The organism is Sporosarcina koreensis, from assembly GCF_000826145.2.
Classification (GTDB): Bacteria; Bacillota; Bacilli; order Bacillales_A; family Planococcaceae; genus Sporosarcina; species Sporosarcina trichiuri.
Window position 1 is genome coordinate 82,290 of sequence record NZ_LN651337.1, and the last position, 24,038, is coordinate 106,327.

Annotated in this window: 27 protein-coding genes; 13 read left to right on the plus strand and 14 right to left on the minus strand. The window is 52.4% G+C overall.

Annotated features, from left to right (window positions below):
* Positions 1-87: 87 nt before the first annotated feature.
* The 3 genes from BN1190_RS06145 to rlmN all read left to right on the plus strand — a co-directional run bounded on the left by BN1190_RS06145 (position 88) and on the right by rlmN (position 1,799).
* Positions 88-426 (plus strand): zinc ribbon domain-containing protein YjdM, encoded by a 339-nt coding sequence (locus tag BN1190_RS06145; protein ID WP_040286118.1) that lies wholly within the window; start codon positions 88-90, stop codon positions 424-426.
* Between the two features lie 2 nt (positions 427-428).
* On the plus strand, positions 429-617 hold the full coding sequence (locus tag BN1190_RS06150) for a hypothetical protein (protein WP_040286119.1): 189 nt from the start codon (positions 429-431) through the stop codon (positions 615-617).
* A gap of 117 nt (positions 618-734) precedes the next feature.
* Positions 735-1,799 carry a 23S rRNA (adenine(2503)-C(2))-methyltransferase RlmN gene (gene rlmN / locus BN1190_RS06155; protein ID WP_040286120.1) on the plus strand — a complete coding sequence of 355 codons (1,065 nt, stop codon included), beginning with the start codon at positions 735-737 and terminating at the stop codon, positions 1,797-1,799.
* A gap of 40 nt (positions 1,800-1,839) precedes the next feature.
* On the opposite strand, the gene BN1190_RS06160 is transcribed toward rlmN, so the two are convergent.
* From BN1190_RS06160 to BN1190_RS06185, 6 genes are all read right to left on the minus strand, one after another.
* Positions 1,840-2,205, minus strand: coding sequence for a hypothetical protein (locus tag BN1190_RS06160; RefSeq protein WP_040286121.1), 366 nt, complete (start codon positions 2,203-2,205; stop codon positions 1,840-1,842).
* Positions 2,206-2,303: 98 nt separating this feature from the next.
* On the minus strand, positions 2,304-2,624 hold the full coding sequence (locus BN1190_RS06165; protein ID WP_040286122.1) for a general stress protein: 321 nt from the start codon (positions 2,622-2,624) through the stop codon (positions 2,304-2,306).
* Between the two features lie 129 nt (positions 2,625-2,753).
* Complete coding sequence (locus BN1190_RS06170) at positions 2,754-3,050, minus strand: hypothetical protein (RefSeq protein WP_040286123.1); 297 nt, start codon at positions 3,048-3,050, stop codon at positions 2,754-2,756.
* Positions 3,051-3,069: 19 nt separating this feature from the next.
* On the minus strand, positions 3,070-3,639 hold the full coding sequence (locus BN1190_RS06175; RefSeq protein WP_040286124.1) for an SCO family protein: 570 nt from the start codon (positions 3,637-3,639) through the stop codon (positions 3,070-3,072).
* The gene (locus BN1190_RS06180) at positions 3,636-5,036 is read right to left on the minus strand and encodes a sensor histidine kinase (protein ID WP_040287165.1); all 1,401 of its coding nucleotides are present in this window, start codon (positions 5,034-5,036) and stop codon (positions 3,636-3,638) included. The genes BN1190_RS06175 and BN1190_RS06180 overlap by 4 nt, the downstream gene beginning before the upstream one ends.
* 10 nt (positions 5,037-5,046) lie before the next feature.
* A complete protein-coding gene (locus BN1190_RS06185; RefSeq protein ID WP_040286125.1) occupies positions 5,047-5,718 on the minus strand; it encodes a response regulator transcription factor in 672 nt (223 codons plus the stop codon).
* A gap of 174 nt (positions 5,719-5,892) precedes the next feature.
* Between BN1190_RS06185 and BN1190_RS06190 the strand changes: the two genes are divergently transcribed.
* The 3 genes from BN1190_RS06190 (at position 5,893) to BN1190_RS06200 (ending at position 7,522) form a co-directional block, all read left to right on the plus strand.
* Entirely contained in the window at positions 5,893-6,672 is a 780-nt protein-coding gene (locus BN1190_RS06190) for a FixH family protein (protein ID WP_040286126.1), read from the plus strand.
* Positions 6,673-6,741: 69 nt separating this feature from the next.
* On the plus strand, positions 6,742-7,071 hold the full coding sequence (locus BN1190_RS06195) for an ASCH domain-containing protein (RefSeq protein WP_244898684.1): 330 nt from the start codon (positions 6,742-6,744) through the stop codon (positions 7,069-7,071).
* A 10-nt stretch (positions 7,072-7,081) separates the two neighbouring features.
* Entirely contained in the window at positions 7,082-7,522 is a 441-nt protein-coding gene (locus BN1190_RS06200; RefSeq protein WP_040286128.1) for a DUF2269 family protein, read from the plus strand.
* Positions 7,523-7,582: 60 nt separating this feature from the next.
* Here the strand turns inward: BN1190_RS06200 and pepF are convergent, their stop codons facing one another.
* Both pepF and BN1190_RS06210 read right to left on the minus strand, forming a co-directional pair.
* A complete protein-coding gene (gene pepF / locus BN1190_RS06205; RefSeq protein ID WP_040286129.1) occupies positions 7,583-9,406 on the minus strand; it encodes an oligoendopeptidase F in 1,824 nt (607 codons plus the stop codon).
* Between the two features lie 84 nt (positions 9,407-9,490).
* Positions 9,491-9,943, minus strand: coding sequence for a hypothetical protein (locus BN1190_RS06210; RefSeq protein WP_040286130.1), 453 nt, complete (start codon positions 9,941-9,943; stop codon positions 9,491-9,493).
* 191 nt (positions 9,944-10,134) lie between these two features.
* Here BN1190_RS06210 and BN1190_RS06215 point away from each other — a divergent pair, with 191 nt between their 5' ends.
* The 4 genes from BN1190_RS06215 (at position 10,135) to BN1190_RS06230 (ending at position 13,077) form a co-directional block, all read left to right on the plus strand.
* Positions 10,135-10,584, plus strand: coding sequence for a PaaI family thioesterase (locus BN1190_RS06215; protein WP_082023372.1), 450 nt, complete (start codon positions 10,135-10,137; stop codon positions 10,582-10,584).
* 65 nt (positions 10,585-10,649) lie between these two features.
* Positions 10,650-10,955: a DUF4870 domain-containing protein gene (locus BN1190_RS06220; protein ID WP_040286132.1), complete on the plus strand. Its 306-nt coding sequence runs from the start codon at positions 10,650-10,652 to the stop codon at positions 10,953-10,955.
* Between the two features lie 143 nt (positions 10,956-11,098).
* Positions 11,099-12,319, plus strand: a complete 1,221-nt coding sequence (locus tag BN1190_RS06225; RefSeq protein WP_040287166.1) for a dicarboxylate/amino acid:cation symporter — start codon at positions 11,099-11,101, stop codon at positions 12,317-12,319.
* Between the two features lie 131 nt (positions 12,320-12,450).
* Positions 12,451-13,077, plus strand: coding sequence for a YitT family protein (locus BN1190_RS06230; RefSeq protein ID WP_052461726.1), 627 nt, complete (start codon positions 12,451-12,453; stop codon positions 13,075-13,077).
* Here the strand turns inward: BN1190_RS06230 and BN1190_RS06235 are convergent.
* Positions 13,056-13,421: a hypothetical protein gene (locus tag BN1190_RS06235; RefSeq protein WP_040286134.1), complete on the minus strand. Its 366-nt coding sequence runs from the start codon at positions 13,419-13,421 to the stop codon at positions 13,056-13,058. The two genes, BN1190_RS06230 and BN1190_RS06235, sit on opposite strands and share 22 nt — an antisense overlap.
* Before the next feature lie 148 nt (positions 13,422-13,569).
* Between BN1190_RS06235 and BN1190_RS06240 the strand changes: the two genes are divergently transcribed.
* Complete coding sequence (locus BN1190_RS06240) at positions 13,570-15,135, plus strand: BCCT family transporter (protein ID WP_040286135.1); 1,566 nt, start codon at positions 13,570-13,572, stop codon at positions 15,133-15,135.
* A gap of 32 nt (positions 15,136-15,167) precedes the next feature.
* Here BN1190_RS06240 and BN1190_RS06245 read toward each other — a convergent pair whose 3' ends face one another.
* The 5 genes from BN1190_RS06245 to BN1190_RS06265 form a co-directional block, all read right to left on the minus strand.
* Positions 15,168-15,908 carry a metallophosphoesterase family protein gene (locus BN1190_RS06245; protein WP_052461727.1) on the minus strand — a complete coding sequence of 247 codons (741 nt, stop codon included), beginning with the start codon at positions 15,906-15,908 and terminating at the stop codon, positions 15,168-15,170.
* Between the two features lie 80 nt (positions 15,909-15,988).
* Positions 15,989-16,603 carry a DUF3298 and DUF4163 domain-containing protein gene (locus BN1190_RS06250; RefSeq protein ID WP_052461728.1) on the minus strand — a complete coding sequence of 205 codons (615 nt, stop codon included), beginning with the start codon at positions 16,601-16,603 and terminating at the stop codon, positions 15,989-15,991.
* Between the two features lie 103 nt (positions 16,604-16,706).
* Positions 16,707-17,669 carry a metal ABC transporter solute-binding protein, Zn/Mn family gene (locus tag BN1190_RS06255; RefSeq protein WP_040286136.1) on the minus strand — a complete coding sequence of 321 codons (963 nt, stop codon included), beginning with the start codon at positions 17,667-17,669 and terminating at the stop codon, positions 16,707-16,709.
* Between the two features lie 78 nt (positions 17,670-17,747).
* The gene (locus BN1190_RS06260; RefSeq protein WP_040286137.1) at positions 17,748-18,605 is read right to left on the minus strand and encodes a metal ABC transporter permease; all 858 of its coding nucleotides are present in this window, start codon (positions 18,603-18,605) and stop codon (positions 17,748-17,750) included.
* On the minus strand, positions 18,605-19,348 hold the full coding sequence (locus tag BN1190_RS06265) for a metal ABC transporter ATP-binding protein (protein WP_040286138.1): 744 nt from the start codon (positions 19,346-19,348) through the stop codon (positions 18,605-18,607). The genes BN1190_RS06260 and BN1190_RS06265 overlap by 1 nt, the downstream gene beginning before the upstream one ends.
* A 360-nt stretch (positions 19,349-19,708) precedes the next feature.
* Here BN1190_RS06265 and BN1190_RS06270 point away from each other — a divergent pair, with 360 nt between their 5' ends.
* The gene (locus tag BN1190_RS06270) at positions 19,709-20,869 is read left to right on the plus strand and encodes an exonuclease SbcCD subunit D (RefSeq protein WP_040286139.1); all 1,161 of its coding nucleotides are present in this window, start codon (positions 19,709-19,711) and stop codon (positions 20,867-20,869) included.
* On the plus strand, positions 20,866-23,943 hold the full coding sequence (locus BN1190_RS06275) for an AAA family ATPase (protein ID WP_040286140.1): 3,078 nt from the start codon (positions 20,866-20,868) through the stop codon (positions 23,941-23,943). Before BN1190_RS06270 ends, BN1190_RS06275 begins: the two co-directional genes overlap by 4 nt.
* Positions 23,944-24,038: the final 95 nt, after the last annotated feature.

Below are 24,038 nucleotides of genomic sequence, written 5' to 3' on the forward strand. Positions count from 1 at the left end.
CGGGGGAGGATCTCCGCGAAATGGAGCACCGTCCCTAAAGGAAATCTGGTATCATGGAAGCATGATAGAGAACGAGGGGGAGTAGGGATGGCAACATTACCGAATTGTCCACAATGCAGCTCACCGTACACATACGAGGACGGTCTGCAGTACGTCTGCCCGGAATGCGGCTACGAATTGATGGAAGCCGGGGACGTATCCGATACGGAACAGCTTGACGTGAAGGATGCGAACGGCAACCCGCTGCAGGACGGAGACACGGTCACCATCATCAAGGACCTGAAAGTGAAAGGGAGCTCAGCACTGCTCAAGATGGGCACCAAAGTGAAGGGGATCCGGCTTTCGGACGGAGATCATAACATCGACTGCAAAATACCGGGGTTCGGCGCCATGCAGCTGAAGTCCGAGTTCGTGAAAAAGAACTGACGATGGGGAAATACTTCAATTCCAAGTCTGCGGATATCCTGTTTGCCGTGCTGCTCGGCTGGTTCGCCTGGAACCGGTATGCAGACGGCCACACCAGCATTGCAATCCTTCTTGCGGTGATTGCAGCACTGAACCTCCTGTCGTTCGCCATCAAGCTCAATATCGACAGGAAAACGAATCCGAAACAATAGCAGCAGTCCGAGACGCCTCTTCCGAAAGGCGTCTTTTTTCGTGCGCAGCGGTTGTGCGGCGTCCGGATATCCTGTACAATATACGGATGACATCATTTTTTGAAATGAGGATATGTAATGAAAAAATCCATATATGGCCTGACGTTCGAGCAGTTGACCGCTTTCTTGACGGAACATGGCCAAAAGAAATTCCGCGCCGCACAAGTATGGGACTGGATCTATAAGAAACGGATCACGCAATTTGCCGACATGAAAAACGTCAATGGGGACTGTATTGCATTATTGGAAGAGAATTTCGAAATCCAGACGCTGGAACAGACTGTCAAACAGGAATCAGCCGACGGGACGATCAAGTTCCTCTTCAAGATGCAGGACGGAAACCTGATCGAAACCGTGCTGATGACATTTCCATATGGCCACTCCGTCTGTGTCACGACTCAAGTCGGCTGCAATATCGGCTGCAGTTTCTGCGCGAGCGGCCTGCTGAAGAAGAACCGTGATCTTAATGCAGGTGAAATCGTCGAACAGATCATGAAAGTCCAGCAGCATCTGGATGCGAAAGGCACAGATGAACGTGTCAGTCATATCGTGGTCATGGGCATCGGGGAACCGTTCGATAACTACACGAATCTGATGAACTTCCTGCGGGTGGTCAATGATCAGAAGGGTCTGATGATCGGCGCACGCCACATCACCGTCTCAACGAGCGGCCTGACACCGAAAATCCGTGAATTCGCCGAAGAGAACATCCAGATCAATCTGGCCGTTTCCCTTCACGCACCGAACAATGAATTGCGCACACGCATCATGAAGATCAACCGGGCGTACCCGATCGAGAAACTGATGGATGCGATCGATTATTATCTGGAAACGACGAACCGCCGGATCACGTTCGAATACATCCTGCTGAACGATGTGAACGACCATCCGGAAGAGGCGGAGCAGCTTGCGAAACTGCTTCATAACAAACGGCATCTGTCGTACGTCAACCTGATTCCGTACAATCCGGTCGATGAGCATGACCAATATACAAGAAGCGAACCCGAGCACATCAAGAAGTTTTACGAAACACTTAAAAAAAGGGGCATCAACTGCGGCGTCCGGCTCGAGCAGGGGACGGATATCGATGCAGCATGCGGACAATTACGAAGCAAGCAGATCAAAAAAGAGAAAGCCGTATAACGGTATACCAAAAGCAGGCGGGAGACATCCCCGCCTGCTTTTATTTTTTCTTCGCTAAAATGAGTATGAACTGGATGATCAGCCCGATTCCAAGGCTGAATGAGGAAATGATATACAGCGATAGGACACCGAGCGATTGGCCGAGTTCACCTTCATACATGAAGATACTGCGGAAGAATTCTTCGAAGCTGATCACCATGCCTGCCATGAAAAACCAAAAAGCCAGTTTCAGTTTATAGAACAGCAGCAGCACAGCGAGCAGGCCGACTGTCAGGCTGAAGATGGTGAATGCCAGGTAATTCTTCCAATCAAGTTCGTGCCCGCCGATCGTTCGGACACCGATGATGAAAAGGACAAGGGTCGTCAGTCCGGTGAATAACCCGATTTTCCGTATGTGCTGATCCATCAGATGCACCTGCTTTCCATTCAACATCATACCGGAAACCAGGGCGGCTGCACAACAAAAAACACAGCCCCTGGTGAGGGCTGTGCCGCATACTGAAATTATTTATTGGCGATGACGACGAGCTTGCCTTTGTCGAGTTCGCTCTCCGCTGCTGCTGCGTCCTCTTCCGAAAGACCAGCCCCGTGCATTTTGCTGCGGAGTTCGTCACCGCGTGAGCTGAACATGTTTTTCATGGAATCGAGGAAGCCCTGTTCCTTCATGCCGGCTTCTTCCGTATCGAGCGCATCATTGATATCCGATCCGCGCTTTTTATCATGAGCAAACACATAGATGTCGTCATGTGTATAGCCTTTCCCAACAAGTTCATCTACTTTCTCTTTCGCCTGCACTGCATTTTCTACATAAAACTTTTCAACCATTCCGAATCCCTCCAAGTGATTTTTGTAAGTACTGCTTGTTCTAGTGTTTGTATACCATCGTCTGCATGATACTAAACATCCCGCAGAACCGAAGCAATGGGTCACAATGGAAAACCGGGAGAAAGGATATTAGACATGCTCGCTTTTCAGCTTGCGGAATGTTCTCTCGAAGGCTGCCGGGTCACTCGTAACGTGAAATGTCCGCACGCCATGATTGGTATGCAGATAAAACAGGCAAGTCCCATCCGAAAAAGGCTTATGAGAACAGTCGAAAACCGATTGCAGAGGGAACATCTGGTTTGCGGAGTGGATGCTTTCTCTATAAAGTGCCAGTGTTCCATCGGTCCGGGAAATGGACTGTTCAATCCAGCCGACTCTTTTTTCAGCGGTCATATAGGTCAGAGACATCAATGGTTGGTTCGTCAAAAAATTCCTCCTGTCGAAATCAGTCCAAATATTTTTTCACCGTTTTCATCAAATCATGGAGATAATCCTCGTCCACATAGTTGAATTCACTGACAAGCTTACCGCCCGGGGCGATCAGGTAGAAATTCGTTCCATGGATCACCTGATCACTGGTGGTTGGCTTCTGGACGATCGTCTGGAAATTCTCGAACGCGAACTCAGTGATTTCCCTGGACGAATACCCGGTGAGGAAATGCCAGTTCGTCTGGTCGTCCGTATATTGTTCAGCGTATGTCATCAGTTTCTCAGGTGTGTCCACTTCAGGATCGACTGTGAATGAAACGAATTGGACATCGAGCCCTTCCTCCGTGAATTCTCTTCGCAGGGCTGCCATCTCTGACGTCATCGGCGGACAGACGGTTTCACAATTCGTGAAGACGAAATCCGCAATCCACACGGTATCCTTCAGCTGACTCATGCCGAATGCATTGCCTTGCTGATCCAGAAACGTGAAGGTGGAGATCTTGCGCTCCGGTCCGTGTCCGGCAGAGCACCCAGATGAGAGGAGCAGCACAGCAGTCATCAGAAGTATGGTACGGACAGCGTTCATAACGGATCCTCCTCGGTAAGCAGCGGAAAATCAATTGTGACTGTAGTTCCGAGCTGCGGGTCGCTGTCCATGACGAAGGCACCGTCATGCAGCCGTACAATCTCCCTCACAATGGACAGGCCGAGTCCGGTGCCGCCTGTCGTGCGCGTGCGGGCTTTATCGGTGCGGAAGAAACGTTCACCCATCCGGCTTAAATCGTCTTTCGAAATTGTCAGCCCGGTGTTGCGGATCGTAAATCGGGCATCACCGCCATGCTCTGATAGGGAGATGGAGATGTCACCACCCGGGGAGACGTATTTGACCGCATTGTCGATCGTATTATAGAACACTTGCTGAATCCTGTCGGCATCGCCTGAAATGATGAGATCCTCTTCAATCTGAATAGAAAGCCGGATGGCACGGTCCGTAATCCGGATGCGGAACAGGTCGATCGTATCGAACAGCAGCTGTGCCACGACAATCGGCTGCGAACTGATCGTGAACAGCTCTTGCTGCAGATAGTTCAGTTCCGTCAAGTCGCTGATCAGCTTGCTGAGACGGGCTGTCTCTTTCTCGATCGTATCAAGATAACTGCGGGCTTCCGTGTTCTCCTCGTCCGCATGCTGCTTCAGTGCATGCGTATAGCCGCTGATATACGTCAGAGGCGTCCGCATCTCGTGGGCGAGGTTGCTTGTGAATTCCCGCTTCCGCTCTTCTTGTGCTTCCAGTGAGGAACTCATCACGTTGAAGGCGGAAGCCAGCTGGCCGATCTCATCATCGCGTTTTGTTTCGATACGGCCCGAATAGTCACCATGCGATACATTTGCAGCGAGATCCTCAATTTTACGGAGCGGCTTGAACAGCGAGGCCCATACCCTGTTGATGAGCAGGAACAGAATGAGGAAGAATCCGATTCCCACTGCGGCGAGCAGCGGAATGCTCTCGGCGAATACATCCTGGATAGCTGCGAGAGGCACATAGATATAGATGAATCCGATCAGGGAGTCTTTCCCGCGGATCGGGAAAACCGCCCCGAGGATTTCCCGGTTGAATTCCGATACGTAGCCTTTCTTGACGACGTATGACCCTTTTTCCAAAGTATGACGGTCTTCGGAATCGATCAGATCTTCATAGTCCACCTTGTAAGGGAAATAGGAAGGCAGCTCATCGAGCCGATCCACAACGACAATTTCATATTCCGAGACAACGTTGTACCATTGGATCTTTTCGATGATGTCTTCACTGAGTTCCCCGAAATGGTAATGGGCGGCCGTACGTTTCCCCTGGTAGATGATCGATTCCTCGATACTTTCCAAATACAGTTTGGAATAGAGGAAGTGGATGAAGAAGAAGGAAAACAGGATCGTGCAGGCAAGGCTCAGAAAAAAAAGCGAGAGCACTTTCTTACTCAGTGTCATCTTCAAGGATTCAGACCTCGAATTTGTAGCCGATGCCCCACACGGTCTCAATCCGCTTCCCTTCGTCGCCCAGCTTGAGGCGCAGCGTTTTGATATGGGTATCGACAGTGCGGACACTGCTTTCGTGCTCGTCGCCCCAGACGATTTGCAGCAGCTCATCGCGCGTATAGACACGGCCCGTATGCTTTGCCAGCACGTACAGGATGCCGAATTCTTTCAGCGTCAGGGACAGCGGTCTGCCGTTCAAGGCGGCGCGGTGGGCCTCCTTGTCGATTTCCAGAGGACCGAACGTCAAGGAGTTATTCAGATCATTGCGCTGGTAGGATCTGCGCAGCACCGATGCCACACGTGCCAGCAATTCACCAGGCATGAACGGTTTGACGATGTAGTCATCGCCGTGTTTCAGCCCCTGGATCTTATCCGGCTCATCGCCTTTTGCAGACAGGAAGATGATCGGCAGGTCGATGGTCCGTTTCACTTCCTGGGCGAACAAGAAGCCGTCCATGTACGGCATCATCACATCGGCCAGGCACAGGTCGACATGGACATCGTGCAGCAGCGACAGGGCATGGACGCCATCAGTCGCTTCCACCACCTGGTAGCCGTCCCGCTCCAGGAATGCACGAATCATTTTCCTCATTTCCGCCTCATCGTCAATCACCATGATTGTATAGGGGTTCATGTATAAGCCTCATTTCCTTTTGCTTTTCAAACCAGTTTCTCAAGATAACGTGAACATTCCATGAAGTGCGGTGACTTCATACTTACTTCGAAAACGTACAGTACAATGGATTCTATACAAGTATCATACGCTATAGCGGGCTTGCCGTTAAGCAATAAGGAGAGGACATCATTCATGAAAAAGAAATTTCCGGCTGCGGGGGCAGCTCTCATCGCACTCATGCTGGCAGGGTGCGGACAGGATAATGGAGATACAGCTGCGGAAACAGACACAGAGGATGTTGAAATCGTACCGATCAGTGTCGATCTGACAGTTCCCGGAACGGGGACGGCCGGTGAGCCTGTCGCTTTGAAAGCGGCCGTAACACAAGGGGAAGAAAAGGTATCGGATGCTGGTGAAGTCGTCTACGAGATCTGGGAAGAGGGCAAGAAGGACGACAGCCGTATGGTGGAAGCCGAACAGACCGGCGACGGTGTCTACGAAGCGGAAACCGAATTCGATGCTGACGGACTCTACCATGTGCAAGTGCATGTGACGGCACGCGATATGCACACGATGCCGATGAAAGACATTACCATCGGCGAAGGGGCGGCAGTTGATGAGGGACATGCAAGTGCCCATGGTGAAGGGCATGAGCATCATCACACGGCTCCCGGATTCTCCATGCATTTCATGGAGCCGGACCATGCCGCGGCAGGGACGCCGGCAGCTATGATGGTGCATCTGCAGCAGGACAATCAGCCTCTTGAACATGCGCGTGTCCGTCTGGAAATCATAGAGAACGGGAAAACAGATGCCGCACAGTGGGTGAAGCTTGAAGAAGGGAAAGCCGGCGAATATGCAGGGGACGTGACATTCGATGCAGCGGGAAAAGCGGAGATCACTGTCCATGTGGAAGACGACAGCGGTCTGCATGAGCACGAAACCCATGAACTGGACGTCCAGGCACCATGAACGGCAGGATCGCTATTCCTTTGTGAACCCTGTATACTATAGGGAGATATTGAAATGGAGGAATGCGTAATGGAATACCCTGAAAAAACATGTTCGGTGGAACGTCTTGTCACAGTACCAGAGGATGTCCGCAAAGTGCTGGAAGGCAAGAAAACTGCGACGAGAAGAAACGGTGTCTATGCGTATCCCGGCGAAATCATGACACTTGAAGGCAGGGAGTTCGAAGTGAAAAACCTCTACGAACAGTCTTTGGGAGAAGTGACGGAGGAGCATGCCCGTCAGGAAGGGTTCGACAGCCTGGATGCATACAAGCAGTCCATACTGGGGATGCACGAGGGCATGAAGTGGATCCCGGCGATGAAAGTCTGGGTGCACGAGTTCGCTGCTGTAGAGAATTGATGGGCCCGGCATGGGTACCTTCTATACACTCATCGTCTACGTGCATGTCGTTTCTGCAGTAGTGTCCGTCGGTCCGCTGGTTGTTCTGTTTCCGCTCATCCGCAAGATGCGGACAGCGTCGGCGGGGGAAGAATCGATGCTCCTGTCGCTGTTCAAGTGGACGATACGGTTCGTCATGCACGCCGGTCATGTGCTCGTCGTGACAGGTGTCCTGCTGCTCATCTTCGGACCGTGGCCATGGTATACATCATGGGTGATTGTGACGGTCGGCGTCATGATGCTGTCCATCGTTTTCCTTGCGAGGGGGTTTTCGAAAGTGCTCAGCCGGTTCCCGGATGAGCCTGAAAACCGCGACAGCCTGCTCAGGACACTGAAAGAAACGGCCTGGCGCTACATACTGCTGCTGCTGATCATGCTCTATCTGATGGTTGCGAAACCATCCTTCTGGTAATGGTACATAGAAAAGGCTGCCCGGCGTTTCGATTGCGAAACGTTCCGGACAGCCTTTTTTTCAATTGTTTGCTGTTTGTGCGTTGATCTCGTCTGTCAGCTCGATCAGCTGGTCGATCAGGCCGCCGATGTAGGCAATCGTATTTTTGAGCGGCTCTTCCGTCGTAATATCGACACCCGCCATCTTGGATAATTCCGCAGGTGTTTTCGTTCCGCCTGCCTGCAGGACTTTCAGCCAATCCTCCACTGCAGGCTGGCCTTCGTTCAGCACCCGTTTCGACATTTCGGTGGAAATCGTCAGACCGGCACTGTACGTATATGGATAGAGACCCATGTAGTAGTGCGGCTGGCGCATCCACGTCAGTTCAGCACCTTCGTTGATATCCACGGTGTCACCCCAGAATTCTTCCAGTACACTCCGTTTCAGCTTGTTGAGTGTCGCAGCATTGACGCTTCCGCCTTCATCGATGATCTCATAGACCTTCCGCTGGTATGCAGCTTCCAGCAGATGCGTGACAAAGTTATGATAGTATGTCCGGGAAATGATCGAGGAAATGACCCAGCGCTTGAATTTCGGATCATCCGAATTCGACAGCAGGTGGTTGGCCACGAGCATTTCATTCATCGTCGACGGCGCTTCGATGAAATACGTTGACGGACGTGAATTGAAGACGTTCTGATGCTTATGGGCATTGTAGAAATGTCCGGCATGTCCAAGCTCGTGGGCCAGGACGAAGACGTCTTCCATGCTGCCTGTCCAGGAGATCAGGATGTACGGATGTGTACCGTACGGGCTGGAACAGAATGCACCGGTCGATTTCCCTTTGTTCTGGGCGAAATCCGTCCAGCGCTCATCGTACGACCGCTTGACCATATCCAGGTAGTCGTCTCCCATGATCGCGAGGGAATCATGGATATACTTCTTGGATTCCTCCACTGTGATGGTCGGTTCATAGGTCGGATCGAGCGGAATCTTCAAATCTGCGAACGTCATCTTGTCCAGACCGTATTCCTTCTGCAGCAGCTTCGCATATTTCCGCATATGCGGTGCCAGCTCTTCAGTGATCAAGTCTATCTGACGGTTGTACATGGAACGGTCGACTTCCTGGTTGAAGAGCAGGTAATCCGTGATGCTGTCATACCCGCGCAGATCGGATGTGATCTTCTCAATCTGCAGATGCGCATCATATGTCTTGGCTGTCGTATGCTGATAATCACGCAGTTTCTTCGAGAATGCATCGAAAGCTGCCCGGCGCTTGCGTGTATCGGGTTCAGCTTCCCAGCCGCCTTCGAACGTGACGTAACTGAGCGGATACTTTTCCCCGTCCACAGTGAAGTCTTCAAAATCCATATCGACCATTTTCGTCGTGTTGTACAGGCCGTATGGTGCGTCGAAGGCAGCGGAGTAGGCGGCAAGCACTTTCTCGGCTTCCGGATGCAGCCGGTACTGTTTTTCTCGGAGCAGTTCCTTCAAATAGTGGCTGTACTCCTCGGATGTTTCCATCGCGGTCTGCAGTACGTCTTCCGGAAGGGCGAGCAGTTCACTCGTCACGAAAGAGAGCTGACTTCCCACTTTGGCGGCCACGGCCCCGAAATGGCTGTCCCGCATCTGGGTTTCATCGTCTGTCTGATCGACGCTGACTGCCAGATTCGTGAACGTGCCGAGCGGGATGATCTGCATGTAGAGGCTCTCGTATTCTTTCACTGCATCGATAACGTCATCGGCGGATTGGATCTTCCCCTCATACTTCTCTGCAAATCCTTTTACATCCCTCTGCAGTTTTTCAAGTGCTTCTTTGTACGCCTGCTCGGAAGCGAATAAGTCATCTAAATTCCACGTTTCCTGAACAGGGACTTCGGAACGCGGCGGCAATTGTTTAACCAATGGAATCTCTCCTTTATTTCGAATTCTGAACTAATTCCAGTATAAAACAAGCAGACTGAAATGTAAAAAGATTTCGAGACTGTATTACCCGGAATCCGGCCGGTTCGTCAGGATGAACTGCAGAATCCAGTCCATGTCCAGAGAGTCGCCGACGACGGTAAACTGTTCACCTGCTTCAGTAACGATCAGATGGTCTTCGGTCAGGATGGTAATCCGGTTTTCGTCGGTATCCTGCAGTGAAATGGTGAACTGGTTGAAATCCAGATCGCTGACCTCGAGCTGGGTATCAATTTTCTGCACCTCGACCGACTGGAGGAAAGACAGCAGACGGACGATCTCTTCCTTGTCCGTGACAATCCAGGCAGTAGCTTCCGAGCTGACAGGCAGCGGTTTCGTGAACACAAGCTGCTCCACGGAATTCGCCGGTCCCGGGAGAATATCATGGAACCCTTTCACTTGGAATTCCACCATTGATATATACATGGCATACGCGCCGCCGATCAGCAGGCAGACTAACAGCATGGCCCGTAATTTCATCTTCACAGCCCCCTTGGTACGATGGTTACTGCATTATACGCAGCAGATCGACGAGATGATATCGTCCTCCGCCACTACTATATGCAGAAAGGTGCCTGAAAAGTCTCAGAACGATTGTGATATAATAGGAGACACTCAGATGAAAAGGGGGAATTTTCTTGCAGCAGTTTACAGAACACGCAATTCAAGATATGTATCCGGATGACTTTTCGAGGTGTTACGGATGCGGCCGTCTGAATGAGGAGGGGCATCATTTCCGGACAGGCTGGGAAGGGGACAAGACTGTCACATACTATGAACCTCAGGCAGATCAGACGGCAATTCCCGGTTTCGTCTATGGCGGACTCATTGCATCTTTGGTCGACTGCCACGGTACTGGCTCTGCGTCACTTGCACTGCATCGGAAAAACGGGTTCGAGCCGGAAAGCGCCGAGACGCCGCCACGCTTTGTCACCGCTTCACTTGCTGTCAACTTCCTGAAACCGACACCCCAGGGACGGAGGCTGAAAGCTGTCGGAACTATCGAAGAGATCCATCCTAAGAAGTTCAAAGTGTCTGTGGAGGTTTTTGCGGACAGCGAACTGTGTGCAAACGGGGAAGTGACGGCAGTCGTGATGCCGGCATCGTTCGGTGCGAAATAAGTTGAATCCTTTTGTGTGTTCATCCGTAGAATCCAGTATAGAGAGTAAGGGAAGGGTGAATACCTATGGAAGCAAAAGGACTTAAAATATTGGTGCATGCCAGCGCATTCTTTGCGCCGTTCCTCGTACCGTTTGTCGTCTATCTGGTCAGTCCGGATTTGCAGGTGAAACGGATGTCCGTACAGGCGCTGCTGTTCCAGCTTGTGATGGGGGTGCTCATCACGGTATCCATCATCTTTTCGTTCGTGCTCATCGGACTGCCGTTTCTTGTCATCTTCGGTCTGATGACACTCATCGTGCCGATCATCGCTATCGTCAAAGCTATCAATGATGAGCCGTATAACTATCCGATCGTCGGACGCTGGTTCTGACGGCCGGATGTACAGAAGACTTCCCGGGACTGTATTTGTCTCCGGGAAGTTTTTCTTATATAATGATTGGAAGCGTTTGCATTGTCTTGGGCGCTATGGAATAGAGTGTTGGAAAGAGAAGAAAGGGAGGGAGAACATTGAAGATCCGTTTCAATTTGGTTACGCAGATATTTGCGGCGTTTGTCCTTGCAATTATTCTCGGGAGTATTTTCGGCAGTAAAATCGATTTCCTGCAGCCGCTGGGGGATCTGTTCCTGCGTCTCATCAAATTTGTCATCGCACCTCTGATCCTTTCGACACTGGTTGTCGGTGTCGCAAGCATGTCCGATCCGAAACAGCTCGGACGGATCGGTGTAAAGACGATCATCTACTACCTCGGAACCACTGCGGTGGCGATCATTATCGGATTAGGAGTCGCGCTCCTCATGAGTCCCGGAAAAGGTGTCGATATCCCGGCCGGAGAAACGGCCGTGCCGGAAGCGGCTGCTGCTGAACCGCAGAGCGCCGTCGATACACTGCTGAATATCGTCCCGACCAATCCGTTTGAAGCACTGGCCACCGGAAATATCCTGCAGATCATCTTCTTTGCACTGTTCCTCGGTATCGCCATTACGATGATCGGCGAGAAAGCGTCGCCGGTACTGCGGTTCTTCGAAGGGTTTGCGGAAATCATGTATAAAGTGACAGGGATCATCATGCGTGTCGCGCCGATCGGGATACTCGGACTCATGGCGCCGGTTGTCGGACAGTACGGTCTGTCGGTGCTGATGCCGCTTCTGAAAGTGGTGCTGGCTGTCTATATCGCATGCGTTGTCCATGCGCTCGTCGTCTATTCCCTTGCCGTGAAGACGCTCGGCAAGATGAGCCCCGTCACGTTCTTCAAAGGGATCTTCCCGGCAGCACTTGTTGCGTACAGCACAGCGAGCAGTGCGGGCACTCTGCCGGTGACTATCAAAAATACGACCGAGAACCTCGGTGTGCCGAAACGGGTTGCCAGTTTCGTACTGCCGCTCGGTGCGACCATCAATATGGACGGCACAGCGATCTACCAGGGGGTCGCAGTTGTGTTCATCGCTCAGTTCTTCCATCTTGAGCTTACGTTCCTGCAGCTGCTGACAGTGGTGCTGACGACCGTCCTGGCTTCGATCGGTACAGCCGGCGTGCCGGGAGCCGGAATGATCATGCTGGCGATGGTACTCAATTCCGTCAATATGCCGCTCGAAGGGATCGCGCTGATCGCCGGAATCGACCGGGTCCTGGATATGATGCGCACGTCTGTCAATATTGTGGGCGATGCGTCCGCAGCTGTCTGTGTTGCCGGTTCCGAGAAGGGATTGACCCCGGCGGCCGCGGCAGACGAGTAATTGAATCATAAGGAAGACGCTTCTTCTCCCATCTGGGGAGGGGGCGTCTTTTTTCAGCTCTGTCTGTAAAGTATTGCAGTGCTCGGACATATACTTGCAGTATCACATTTGCAGGAGGTGCGATCATCCAATTGGCATATCGTATTCTGATCCAGATCGGCAGCTGTATGCTGATCGCGCTGGGACTCAACGGGTTCCTCGTGCCATTCGGCCTGATGGAAGGCGGAGCGCTCGGCATCAGTCTTATCATCCATTACCTATCCGGCATGAAAGTCGGTTTGATGTTTCTGGTTATCAGTCTTCCTATCTTCCTGATGGCTTGGATTTGGCATCGCCCATTCTTCTATAACGGAATCCACGGTATGCTCGCCTCCTCGCTGATTATCGACCTGCTGGCTCCGGTACGCTCTATTTCCGATGCAGTCAGTATCGGACCGGCTGCGAGTGCAGTCTGCGGAGGTCTGCTGATCGGCCTGGGCACCGGTATCTTACTGCGTTCAGGAATCAGTATCGGCGGGACGGATCTGCTTGCACAGCTGCTGGCGAACTGGATGAGACTGAATACGGGTTTCGTGATCCTGCTGTTCGATCTTTGTATCGTCACAGCAGGCAGTCTGCTCATTCCGGGTATTTCCATACTGCTGTCGACAGCCACCGTCCTCTCTGTCGGGGGAATGATCAGCCTGATCGTCTGGGGGTTCCCGGAGAACAGGCCGGCAGCAGTACGGCGGATCCTTCAGTCGTCGGATGCCGGCTGATCTGCCGACTTGAAACACTGGTGGACGTCCACCGTATTGACGATTAGCAGCAAGGTGACAAGCAGAAGGGAACACCAGAACAGTCCCGGCTCACTGAATGGATGGACTTCACGCCGTGTCCCTTCGTAAAGGGCTTCCAGACTGCGTGAAAAGAGGTCCTTGTCGAGCAACAGGGGGAACAACGTGCATGTCCAGCTCATATTCACGAGGAGGTTCACAGCTGCCAGTTTCTTGGAGTGTTTTCCCTCAAGCGACCAATAAGCCCCTACTGTAATATCGATCACTGCCAAAATCAGCACAAGCGGCAGGTAGAAAGAGAGGGCGAGTTCATCCGCTTCGCTCATACAATCACATCCTTCAAGAAAATTGTTGACAAAAGAACGGGTGGTTAACCATACGGGTGATTAAAAATACAAGACAGTCCGCTTTGATGTTACAGACCCCGAAAGTAGGGTAACTGATGAGTATCTGATTATTTAGGAGTCGTTGCCAATGGAAAAGAAGTTTTGGAAAAACCCTGTATTCGGCATCTCGGCAGCCGTCATCTTCATCCTGGTCCTGCTAGGTGCAATCTGGGCCGAGGAGTTCGGTGTCATCGCCGATAAGCTTTATAATTTCACGACAAGGAGTTTTGGCTGGTTTTATCTGCTCGTCGTATTCGGTCTGATTGTCTTCCTAGTAGGACTTGCTATCAGCAAATACGGAGCGATCCGTCTCGGCGGTGATGAGGAACGGCCCGATTATCCGTTCTTTACGTGGATCGGGATGCTGTTTTCAGCAGGTTTCGGTGTCGGGCTCGTCTTCTATGGCGTCGCCGAACCGATGAGCCATTACATAAGCGCACCCGTGTCAGGTGTGCAGCCGAACAGTGAGGAGGCTGCGAGACTGGCGATGGGCTATTCGTTCTTCCATTGGGGTGTTTCCCAATGGGCGATTTTCGGCCTGGTCGGCCTGGTCATCGCGTTCCTGCAGTTCCGGAAAAAAAGGGACGGGCTGGTTTCCACAGCCCTTGAACCGATTGTCGGTTCCAACAAATATTTGAAAGGCGGCATCGATTCCCTGGCTGTCATTGCGACAGTGATGGGGATTGCCACATCACTCGGACTCGGCGTCCTGCAGATGAGCGGCGGGCTGGAGTATGCATTCGACATCAAGAATACGTTCTTCGTCCAGTTCATCATCATTGCAGTCGTATTCGCTGCGTACATGCTGTCTGCCTCCAGCGGGCTGAACAAAGGGATCCGATACTTGGGGAATTTCAACTTGGGACTCGCAATCGCCCTGCTGGCCTTTTTCTTCATTGTCGGCCCGAAGGTTTTCATTCTCGATAGTTTCACGCTTGCGATCGGTGACTATATTACGAATTTCATCCAGTACAGCCTGCGTCTGCAGCCATACGGCGAAGGGACCTGGGTCCAGAAGTGGACGATCTTCTATTGGGCCTGGACGATCGCCTGGTCGCCATTCGTCGGCGCATTTGTCGCCCGTGTTTCGAAGGGGCGCACGATCCGTGAATTCATCGTCGGGGTCATGGTGATCCCGCCGGTCTTCGCCTGCATGTGGGTTGCGACGCTGGGCGGTACAGCGCTGTACAGTGACTTGAAGAATGGTACGAAGATCGGGGAGGCGGTCGGACAGGATGTAACGTCCGCATTGTTCGAGACATTCCAGCACATGCCATTCACCGGATTGCTGACGATTTTGGCGCTCGTTCTTATTTTCACTTTCCTTATTACATCTGCGGATTCAGCGACGTATATATTGGGGAGTATGACAACACGCGGCAGTCTGATGCCGCCGATGGCTGTAAAGCTGACATGGGGCGTTCTTATGGCGGCAATCGCAGGTGTGCTTCTCAAAGCGGGGGGTCTCGAGGCCCTGCAGTCCGCTTCGCTCGTATCGGCGCTGCCCTTCTGTCTGTTCCTGATCATCATGCTGTTCGCGCTGGTGAAGATGCTGAAAAAGGAACCGATCACGGTGAGGCCGAGAGACGTTCGCCGGTTCGAGCGCATCGAAGCGGAATACAGGAAGAGGAAAGAGAAGGGCAAGAAGAAGTAACCGGCTCATGCAAAAAAAGGTCCCGTTCCTGTTCAGGAAGCGGGACCCTTTTTGTGTGTATGATCTGCAGGTACTGAGATCTCCTTCTTTTCCGGCAGGACGAGGCAGTTCAGCTGGCCGCCGAATACAGCGCCGCCATCTATGCCGATAATCGAATTGGCACCGAAAAAAATGTGATGGGAATCCGGGTCGCCATGCAATCCGGACACCGGGGTATGGCCGAAGACGATTGTTTTCGGCCCTGCATATTTGCTGTGGAACTCGTCGCGTATCCAGACAAGGTCATAGGGATCCGTTTCCGCCAGCGGCACGTCCGGTTTCACACCGGCATGGACAAAGACCGTATCCTCTTCCTCCATGTAAACGGGAAGCCTTTGCAGGAAAGCCAGATGCCTGGCCAGAACGGCATCCGACAGGACAGGCTGGATGAATTCCTCTTCATCTCTGAACAGAAAGGATTCCGGTTCGAACCCGTAGCTTTTCAGTGTGGCATCGCCGCCGTTCCGGCCGGTCCAGTTGCGCCAAGTCCGTTCGTGTCCTTCGGTCAATGACCGGATCATCATGTGTTCATGATTGCCCTGCAGTGCGACAGCCCCGTTTTTGACGAGCTGGATGACACGGTCCACTACACCTTTGGAATCCGGCCCGCGGTCTATATAATCGCCGAGCAGGATCAGACGGTCCTTCCCCGCGATGTACTCCGCTTTCTCAAGCAGAGCATCCAGCATCCCGGCTTCCCCGTGGATATCACTGATCACTAAGGTCCGCTGCATGGATTTCCACCTCTCCTTCTATATAATCAGCATAGCAGGAGAGTGTGGAATGTGGCAAACGATGCCAGACGGTCCGGCCGTTAAAGGAACGGGATGAACCGCTGCAGCGGACTGTTCTCGGGAATGATACGTTCCAAGTCTTTCAGCGCAATTGGGAAGTAGGGGAAGCCCCACACGTACGGGGTGATTTCATACAGCTGGAAGAAGACGACGAGTGAGGTGTCCGCCAAATAGAAATCCTGGTCGCGCCGGATACCGGTGAATGGGGGATCGAGCAGGTCCACATCCCATTGGTCGATCTTTTTACGGACGATCTCCGAGATCGGTTTCTCGAACTCCTGGGAACCGAACAGGTCATGCAGTGAATATTTATTACCGGTTGTTGTATCAAATGTCAGCGGTTTGACGACAGTCATCCCGTGCGCCCCCCCTGTAAATGAGTAGGCGATCAGCGTCAGGCTCAGAATATCGCGTTCATTAGTCTTCACTTCATAGTAAACGATCAGTTCCACAAGATTCGGATCATAATAATTCTGGTCGATGAGCAGCTGGTTCAGCGCATCCCGGATTTGGGTGTTCAGGCTATGCTGGACAGCAGGGAGATGGGGCAATAGGACTTCTGGATAGACGATTGAAACGGAAGGGGACGGATTCGGCAGCGGCCGGGATGTGACCAGTACAGGATTGTTCCTCAAGACATCATCCTTTCTCTATTCTCCATTGTATGTAGATGGGTCTTGCAGCATGCCACCGCAGAAAAACAGCCGCCCCGGGGTCGGGACGGCTGTTCGTCAGGTGTCAGCGTTTTTTGCTCATCTCGTCGTGCATGAGATCGATGTTGTAGTTCAAGTATTTCACATACGTATCGATTTCCTCGCCGGGATCTCCGATCTCATCCGAATAGATCGGTTTGTCTGCAATTGGTACACCGGTCTCTTTCGATACTGTTTCCATCGGACGAGTGTCGACGTTCGACTCGACGAAGAGGACAGGAACCTTATGCTCTTTGATGAAGTGTACGAGGTCCTTGATCTGTTTCGGGGAGCCGTTCTCCTCTGTGTCGATTTCCCAGATGAATGCTTCTTTCAAGCCATAGTGGGCCGCCATGTACTGGAATGCCCGTTCACTCGTCACAAGTGTACGGTTCTCCTCTGGGATGTCATTGATGCGGTCTTCGTATTCCTTATCAATCTCTTTCAGGCGGGCGATATACTCCTCACCCGTCTTTTCGATTTTGTCGCTGTCTGTCGGATGTTTCTCTTTCAGGATGCGTGTAATATCCTCCGCCATCTTGACTCCGACACCGGGATCGATGAACGCATGCGGGTTCATCTCTTCATCACGTCCGTCCGCTCCTGATAAGTACATCGGTTCCACATGCTCTGTCAGGTTGAAGATGTTTTCATCTTTCTGATGGACGGAGTCCGTCAATTTTTTGAACCAGCCGTGTTCGCCGCCTTCCAGGTTCAGTCCGTTATAGAGGAGGACGTCCGCGTCAGTAGCTGCTTTGATATCGTTCGGAAGCGGTTCGTATTCGTGCGGATCCGTTCCGGATGGCACCAGGTTATGCACTTCCACATAATCGCCGCCGATCTGGCGGACCATATCCGCGATGATCGTGAAAGAGGTGACGACTTTCAGTTTGCCGCCGCTGTCCTTGTTGTCACCCGACGCGGATGACACATCTTTACCGCTTCCGCAAGCGGCAAGCAGGAATACTGCCATGAGCGAAAGGCCCAGCCATGTTGCTAACTTCTTCATAGATACTTCTTTCCCTTCTCTGTCTGAAATTATAGTGAAGTGCTGTGTGCCGAAGCAGACAGCCCATACTTCCTTATCTTACGCCGCAGATTTGCGGGGGTTCTTCGAACGGAAATACTGAGTGATGAGTCCCTGCTGCGGGGAGAACAGGAATGCCAGGATGAAGATCGACGTCGTTGCCAGTGCAATGACAGGACCTGAGGGCATGTTGTACAAGAAACTGAAGTACAGGCCGATCACCGCTGACAATGCACCGAAGAATGACGCCAGCACAACCATGGCGGACAGGCGGTTCGTCAGCAGATACGCAGCGGATGCCGGCGTGATCAGCATGGAAACGACGAGAATGACACCTACCGTCTGGAGTGAAGCGACTGTCACCAATGTCAGCATGAACATGATCGCATAGTGGATGAATCGTACGTTCAGCCCGTAGGCTGCCGCCATTGTTTCGTCGAAGCTCGACACTTTCAATTCTTTGAAGAACAGGAATACGGTGACGATGATGATGACGCCGATCACGAGGGTGATCCACATATCCGAATCACGGACGGACAGAACGTTTCCGAACAGGATCTGCGTCAAGTCTGTCGCACTTTTCGCCTTCGTAATCAAAATGATACCGAGCGCGAAGAAGGCGGAAAACACGATACCGATCGCAGAGTCGCTTTTGATGCGGCTGTTCTGGCTGATTGCGCCGATTCCGAATGCGGTCAGCACGCCGGTCAGGACTGCACCATAGAAGTAGTTGATGCTCAGCATGTAAGAGATGGCCACACCCGGCAGGACGGCGTGTGAAATGGCATCCCCCATCAGCGCCATGCCCCGCAGGACGATGAAACTGCCGATCACTCCGCAGATGATCCCGACCATGACGGATGTGATGAACGCCTTTTGCAGAAATGCATAATTGAACAGATCATGTATGAACTCCATTACACCTGAACCTCCACATCGTCGAACATTGTCATCGGGCGGTTATATGCCCGTGTCATATTTCTCTCCTGGAACACCTGGTCGACAGGACCAGCGCCGATCAGTTCCCGATTCATGAGGATCAGTTCATCGAAGTAACTTTTCACTTTGGATAGGTCATGGTGGACGACGAAGACGGTCTTGCCCTGCTCCTTCAGTTTCCTGAGGATATTGATGATCACTTCCTCACTGGATACGTCGATACCGACGAACGGTTCATCCAGGAAAAAGTAGTCGGCTTTCTGTGCAAGTGCCCGAGCGAGAAAGACCCGCTGCTGCTGACCGCCTGACAGTTCCCCGATCTGCCGGTCCGCGAAGTCCTGCATGCCGACCTGCTTCAGGCAATCCATTGCCCATGCTTTGTCTTGCTTGCTGGGTCTGCGGAACAATCCGAGTTTCGGATAGGTGCCAAGCAACACGGTATCCTTCACGACGATCGGGAAGTTCCAGTCGATGTTGGACCGCTGCGGTACATATGCGATAATTTTCCGTTTCCGTTCGATCGGTTCACTGCCGATCTGGACAGTTCCATTGTCTTTTTTGATGAGGCCGAGCATCGCTTTCATTAACGTCGACTTTCCGGCGCCATTCGGACCGAGAACGCCGATCAGGCTGCCGGGCGCGAAAGTGAAGGACACATCCTGCACGACTTGTTTGCCTGAATAAGAGACGGAAATATGATTTGCCGTTATGGGTTCAGTCATCTTTGTTCCTCCTGTTGATCAATATATTTTTCCTTCGTGCAACTTTTTAGCAAATGTTCGCCCTTTGTTGGAATGTGAAGGGCAGCACGTAGTTTTTCATCGTATGCACGATTGTGCCGAATTGTTCATCATCCAGCATACTGCAAACAGTTTCCTTTGCGCAACTTTAAGTTTCCTCTGTGCAACTTTCAACAGTATAAAACATCGGATTTCACATGTAAAGCGGAAAGTAAAAATTTTTAGAATGGTTGCTTTTCTGTGTAACGTCCTGCAGCGTAGGGGAGGAGTGGCTGTACCTGTTTGCGAAACACCGGAAATCGGATAAACTGGAAGGAGACTTATAGGAAAAGAGGCATCCACATGAAAATCTTCCATACAGCGGACTGGCATCTCGGCAAAGTGCTGCAGGGGGTCTCACTGCTCGCAGAACAGCGCTTCGTCCTGGAGCAGTTCATCGAAGCGGTACGACAGGAAAAACCGGACGCTGTCATTATCGCCGGAGATCTGTACGACCGGTCCGTCCCCCCTGCAGATGCTGTCAACCTACTTGATGAAGTGCTTTGGACACTGACTGTCGACCTTGAAACACCGGTTCTTGCGGTAGCAGGCAACCACGACAGTCCGGCGCGGCTCCAGTTCGGCAGCCGGCTGATGAAGCGGACAGGCCTTTACATAGCAGGGAAACCCGAAAGCGATGGCGGCTGCATGACGGTTGAGATGGCGGATGAAAGCGGCCCCGTCGTCTTCCATTTGATCCCATTCGCCGATCCATCGGTCATCCGCAATTTGACGGGGGACGGCACAGTGGACAGCCATCACAGCGCGATGGAGAAAGTTATACAGAAAATCGGTGAGCTGGATGGCAATGCGCGCCACGTAGCTGTCGCCCATGCTTTCGTGACACCCGGCGGGAAGGCGGAGGAGAATACGAGTGATTCGGAACGGCCGCTCGCAATCGGGGGGGCAGAGTATGTCGCAGCCGATCTGTTCAGGAGATTCCATTACACAGCGCTCGGTCATCTGCATCAGGCCCATTTTGCGGGAGACGAAACGGTCCGGTACGCAGGATCGCCGATGAAATATTCCATCTCGGAAGAACATCATAGAAAAGGGTTTTTAGTTGTGACGATTGACGGGGATGGCAACACGGAAGTGGAGAAACGAGAGCTGTATCAGAATCGGGATATCCGTACGGTGAAGGCGCTGATGGAAGACCTGCTGAAATTTGAACGGAGTGATGATTATGTTTTCGTCAAACTTCTCGACACGGCGCCGGTGCTCTCCCCAATGGAAAAAGTGCGGTCGGTCTTTGCGAATGCCATGCATGTGGAACGGGTTGTGAACCGGCCGCTCCCTGATGGGGGAGTCTCGCGTGTTTCCGATATCGAACGCCTCGATGACCGATCGCTGTTCCGGTCGTTCTATGGAGAAATGACCGGCAGGCAGCCAGATGAAGAAACAGAAAAAATACTTGATGAAGTATTCCAGGAACTGCTGGATGGAGAGGAGCGGAACGGATGAGACCCGACCAGTTGACGATGACAGCATTCGGACCGTACCGTGATACGGAGACAGTGGATTTCACCAAGCTTAAGGAATATGGGCTGTTCGCCGTTTCGGGTGCCACAGGCGCAGGCAAGACGACAATCTTCGATGCGATCTGTTTTGCATTGTACGGACAGGCAAGCGGAGAGGATCGGACCGATATCCGCGCACTTCGCAGCGATTTTGCAAGAAACGATGTGCAGACAACAGTGGAATTGGTATTTTCACTGCAATCCCGCCGGTTCCGTGTATTCCGGCAAGTTCCCTATACGAAGGAAGGCAACAAGAGCGAAACGGGCGGTAAGGTCGAGTTTTACGAACTGACCGACCAGGGGGAACTGCCGGCTGTCGACCGTCAGATCGTCTCAGAAGTGAACAGGAAGGTCGAGGAGCTGATCGGCTTCACCTTAGCCCAGTTCAGCCAGATCGTCATGCTGCCGCAAGGGGAGTTCCGAAAGTTCCTGACATCGGATACGGAAAACAAAGAGATGATTTTGCGGAAGATCTTCAAGACGGAACGGTACCGGAACCTTGCAGATAAACTGAAGGTGAGGAAAGACGCCCTGGACAATGAATTACGTTCGTCACGTCTCACGATGGAACAGCTGGCGGCACATCTGCCGGGTGCCTTTCCGGAACGGGAATCGCGGCTGCACACCGAACTGAAGTCGGCATCCATCCATTATCACCGTCTGCTCGATGCACTGCAGGAGGAGGCGGATCATTACAGGGAGCAGTCGAAACAGAACAGTGATCGCTATAAGCGTGAGTATGAAGCCCACGGGAAAGCCCAGCAGGAATTCTCTTCAGCCGCTTCGCTGAACAGCCAATTCGACAATCTGGAAAAGAACAGAGCGGAGCGGCTTCGGCTGCAGGGGCAGGAGGAAGCAGTGCAGGCAGCACGGCTGCAGTTGAAAAAGGCGGAACATGCCGCCATCCTCGAAACGGCAGAACAGCGGGCAGCCGAAACCGCTGCCGAGATGAAAAAGCGGAAAGAAGAGCTCAGACTGGCCGAAGAAAAGCTTACGATTGCACAGCTTGCTGCATCTGAAGCGGAGGATCGCTGGAAAAGAGAACAGCTGAAAACTCCCCAGCGCGACGAAGCAGGGAAACAGCTCCTCACACTGCAGTCATACATGCCGGCGGTCCGGGAGCTGGAACAGCGGAAGTCGGAGATCATCCGTCTTGAGAAGCAGGCTGCTGAAGAACAGCAGCGCGTGATGAAGATGGCCGCCGATCTGCAGCGTGCAGCTGCTGGAACCGCAGAGCTGAAGAATAGCATGCAGCAATTGGAACAGTCCGCAGAAGGATATGAAATTCTGCTTGAGCAGCTGAATCATGCCAGGGAGAGCCACAAACAAATCAGCGATTATATGGCTCTCCAACACACGGTCAGCAAAGTTTCACAGCAGGCAGCAGACTTTGAAAAGACCTACAGGGAGCTGAAGCTGAAACAGGACACTTTGGAGTCGGAATGGCTGTCCGATCAGGCGGCACTGCTCGCTGCTTCTCTCGAAGACGGACAGCCGTGCCCTGTGTGCGGCAGCGCCCATCATCCTGCAGTGCAGGAAAGCGGAGCGACTCATGAAGTGACACGGGAAGTGCTCAAACAGACGAAACAGCAGACAGCTGCTGCATATGAACAGTTCCAGACTGTGAAAGTACGGCTTGAGAACGGGCGGGCTGAGTTGGCTGAAGCAGAAGTGCAGTTAGGTGCAAAGCCGGATGACGGCTGGGCGCAGGGAGCTTTGGAAACTGTACAGAAAACGGAAGCCCGCCTCGAAAAGAAAAAGCAGGCGAGAGGGAGTTTGCAAGCCGTACGAATTAAATACGAAAACGAAAGCAGCTCGCTCGCTGCCCTCCAAACCGCTGCCGCTGATAAGGAGAAGCAGGCTGCGGCAGTCGCCGCTGATCTGGAGAAAGCAAGATCGGTATTAGAGGCGACCATCCACAATGTCCCCCAAGACTTCCGCAGCGTTGAAACTCTTGAACAGGAAATCACTGCTCAGCAGGAGCTGAAGAAGCGGCTGGAGCAAGCATGGGAAAAAGCTCAAGCCGAGCGGCAGTCGGCGGCTGAGGCGCTGTCCTCCGCCCGGTCGGCATTCCAATACACCGAGCAGGCGTCTGAGGAGTCGATACTTAAGCAGCAGCAAGCGGCCGGCCGGTTCGCAGAGTCGCTCAGCACATCGATTTTTGAGAGTGAAACGGATTATCGGAACAGCAAGCGCACCGCTGCGCAGCGTGATAAGCTCGCTTCAGCAATCCAGGACTTTGAAGTGGCATGGCGGACCGTAAACGGTGCAGTCACCGAATTGGAACAGAGATTGGACGGAAAGCAGCGGGCGGATACGGAGCAGATGGAAGAGCGGATCAAGCAGCACAAGCTGTTGTACGAGCAAGCCTATGCGCAGTCCCTTTCCGACAGCCATCTTGCAAAATCAGCAGAGGAGGCCAGGACGAAACTGGCAGCTCTCCTCGAGGAACAGGGCAGCCTCGAGCAACGGCATGGCCGCACAGCGGAACTGCACGATTTGGTAAGAGGGCAGAATGACCGCAAGCTGTCGTTCGAACGCTATTTGCAGACGGAATACTTGGAGCGTATCCTGAGTGCAGCAAACGGCAGGCTGGATAGTTTGTCGAACGGCCAGTTCCAGCTCATGCACAGCGACCGGCAGGAAAGCAGAGGCAGGCAGAGCGGACTCGGAATCGATGTCTATGACGGATACACAGGCCAGCATCGTGATGTCAAGACGCTGTCCGGCGGGGAAAAATTCAATGCATCACTCAGTCTTGCACTCGGCATGGCGGATGTCATTCAAAGTTTCCAAGGGTCCATTTCCGTGGAAACAATGTTCATTGACGAAGGATTCGGTTCGCTGGATGAGGAATCATTGCAGAAAGCGATCGACACACTTGTCAATCTCCAGAAAGACGGCAGGATGATCGGCGTCATTTCGCATGTCGCAGAACTGAAAGAGGCATTTCCGGCAGTGCTCCGCGTGCAGAAGAGTGTCGAAGGGCACAGTCATACTGAAATTATTATCCAATGAGCATTGTAAATTTAAACCGCGGCTTGCTTTTTAGCAGGCCGCGGTTTATGATGTAGACCTGCAATATATCGCATACAACTATCAGTCATCGTTGG

What these genes read in the sequence shown, in the direction of transcription:
- BN1190_RS06275 (WP_040286140.1), top strand. Translation starts at nt 20,866, where the DNA reads ATGAGACCCGACCAGTTGACGATGACAGCATTCGGACCGTACCGTGAT.
- BN1190_RS06270 (WP_040286139.1), top strand. Translation starts at nt 19,709, where the DNA reads ATGAAAATCTTCCATACAGCGGACTGGCATCTCGGCAAAGTGCTGCAG.
- BN1190_RS06175 (WP_040286124.1), bottom strand. Translation starts at nt 3,639, where the DNA reads ATGAACGCTGTCCGTACCATACTTCTGATGACTGCTGTGCTGCTCCTC.
- BN1190_RS06235 (WP_040286134.1), bottom strand. Translation starts at nt 13,421, where the DNA reads ATGAGCGAAGCGGATGAACTCGCCCTCTCTTTCTACCTGCCGCTTGTG.
- BN1190_RS06165 (WP_040286122.1), bottom strand. Translation starts at nt 2,624, where the DNA reads ATGGTTGAAAAGTTTTATGTAGAAAATGCAGTGCAGGCGAAAGAGAAA.
- BN1190_RS06255 (WP_040286136.1), bottom strand. Translation starts at nt 17,669, where the DNA reads ATGAAGAAGTTAGCAACATGGCTGGGCCTTTCGCTCATGGCAGTATTC.
- BN1190_RS06245 (WP_052461727.1), bottom strand. Translation starts at nt 15,908, where the DNA reads ATGCAGCGGACCTTAGTGATCAGTGATATCCACGGGGAAGCCGGGATG.
- BN1190_RS06150 (WP_040286119.1), top strand. Translation starts at nt 429, where the DNA reads ATGGGGAAATACTTCAATTCCAAGTCTGCGGATATCCTGTTTGCCGTG.
- BN1190_RS06185 (WP_040286125.1), bottom strand. Translation starts at nt 5,718, where the DNA reads ATGAACCCCTATACAATCATGGTGATTGACGATGAGGCGGAAATGAGG.
- BN1190_RS06210 (WP_040286130.1), bottom strand. Translation starts at nt 9,943, where the DNA reads ATGAAATTACGGGCCATGCTGTTAGTCTGCCTGCTGATCGGCGGCGCG.
- BN1190_RS06240 (WP_040286135.1), top strand. Translation starts at nt 13,570, where the DNA reads ATGGAAAAGAAGTTTTGGAAAAACCCTGTATTCGGCATCTCGGCAGCC.
- BN1190_RS06195 (WP_244898684.1), top strand. Translation starts at nt 6,742, where the DNA reads ATGGAATACCCTGAAAAAACATGTTCGGTGGAACGTCTTGTCACAGTA.
- BN1190_RS06220 (WP_040286132.1), top strand. Translation starts at nt 10,650, where the DNA reads ATGGAAGCAAAAGGACTTAAAATATTGGTGCATGCCAGCGCATTCTTT.
- BN1190_RS06160 (WP_040286121.1), bottom strand. Translation starts at nt 2,205, where the DNA reads ATGGATCAGCACATACGGAAAATCGGGTTATTCACCGGACTGACGACC.
- BN1190_RS06200 (WP_040286128.1), top strand. Translation starts at nt 7,082, where the DNA reads ATGGGTACCTTCTATACACTCATCGTCTACGTGCATGTCGTTTCTGCA.
- BN1190_RS06145 (WP_040286118.1), top strand. Translation starts at nt 88, where the DNA reads ATGGCAACATTACCGAATTGTCCACAATGCAGCTCACCGTACACATAC.
- BN1190_RS06180 (WP_040287165.1), bottom strand. Translation starts at nt 5,036, where the DNA reads ATGACACTGAGTAAGAAAGTGCTCTCGCTTTTTTTTCTGAGCCTTGCC.
- BN1190_RS06260 (WP_040286137.1), bottom strand. Translation starts at nt 18,605, where the DNA reads ATGGAGTTCATACATGATCTGTTCAATTATGCATTTCTGCAAAAGGCG.
- BN1190_RS06265 (WP_040286138.1), bottom strand. Translation starts at nt 19,348, where the DNA reads ATGACTGAACCCATAACGGCAAATCATATTTCCGTCTCTTATTCAGGC.
- BN1190_RS06190 (WP_040286126.1), top strand. Translation starts at nt 5,893, where the DNA reads ATGAAAAAGAAATTTCCGGCTGCGGGGGCAGCTCTCATCGCACTCATG.
- rlmN (WP_040286120.1), top strand. Translation starts at nt 735, where the DNA reads ATGAAAAAATCCATATATGGCCTGACGTTCGAGCAGTTGACCGCTTTC.
- BN1190_RS06215 (WP_082023372.1), top strand. Translation starts at nt 10,135, where the DNA reads ATGTATCCGGATGACTTTTCGAGGTGTTACGGATGCGGCCGTCTGAAT.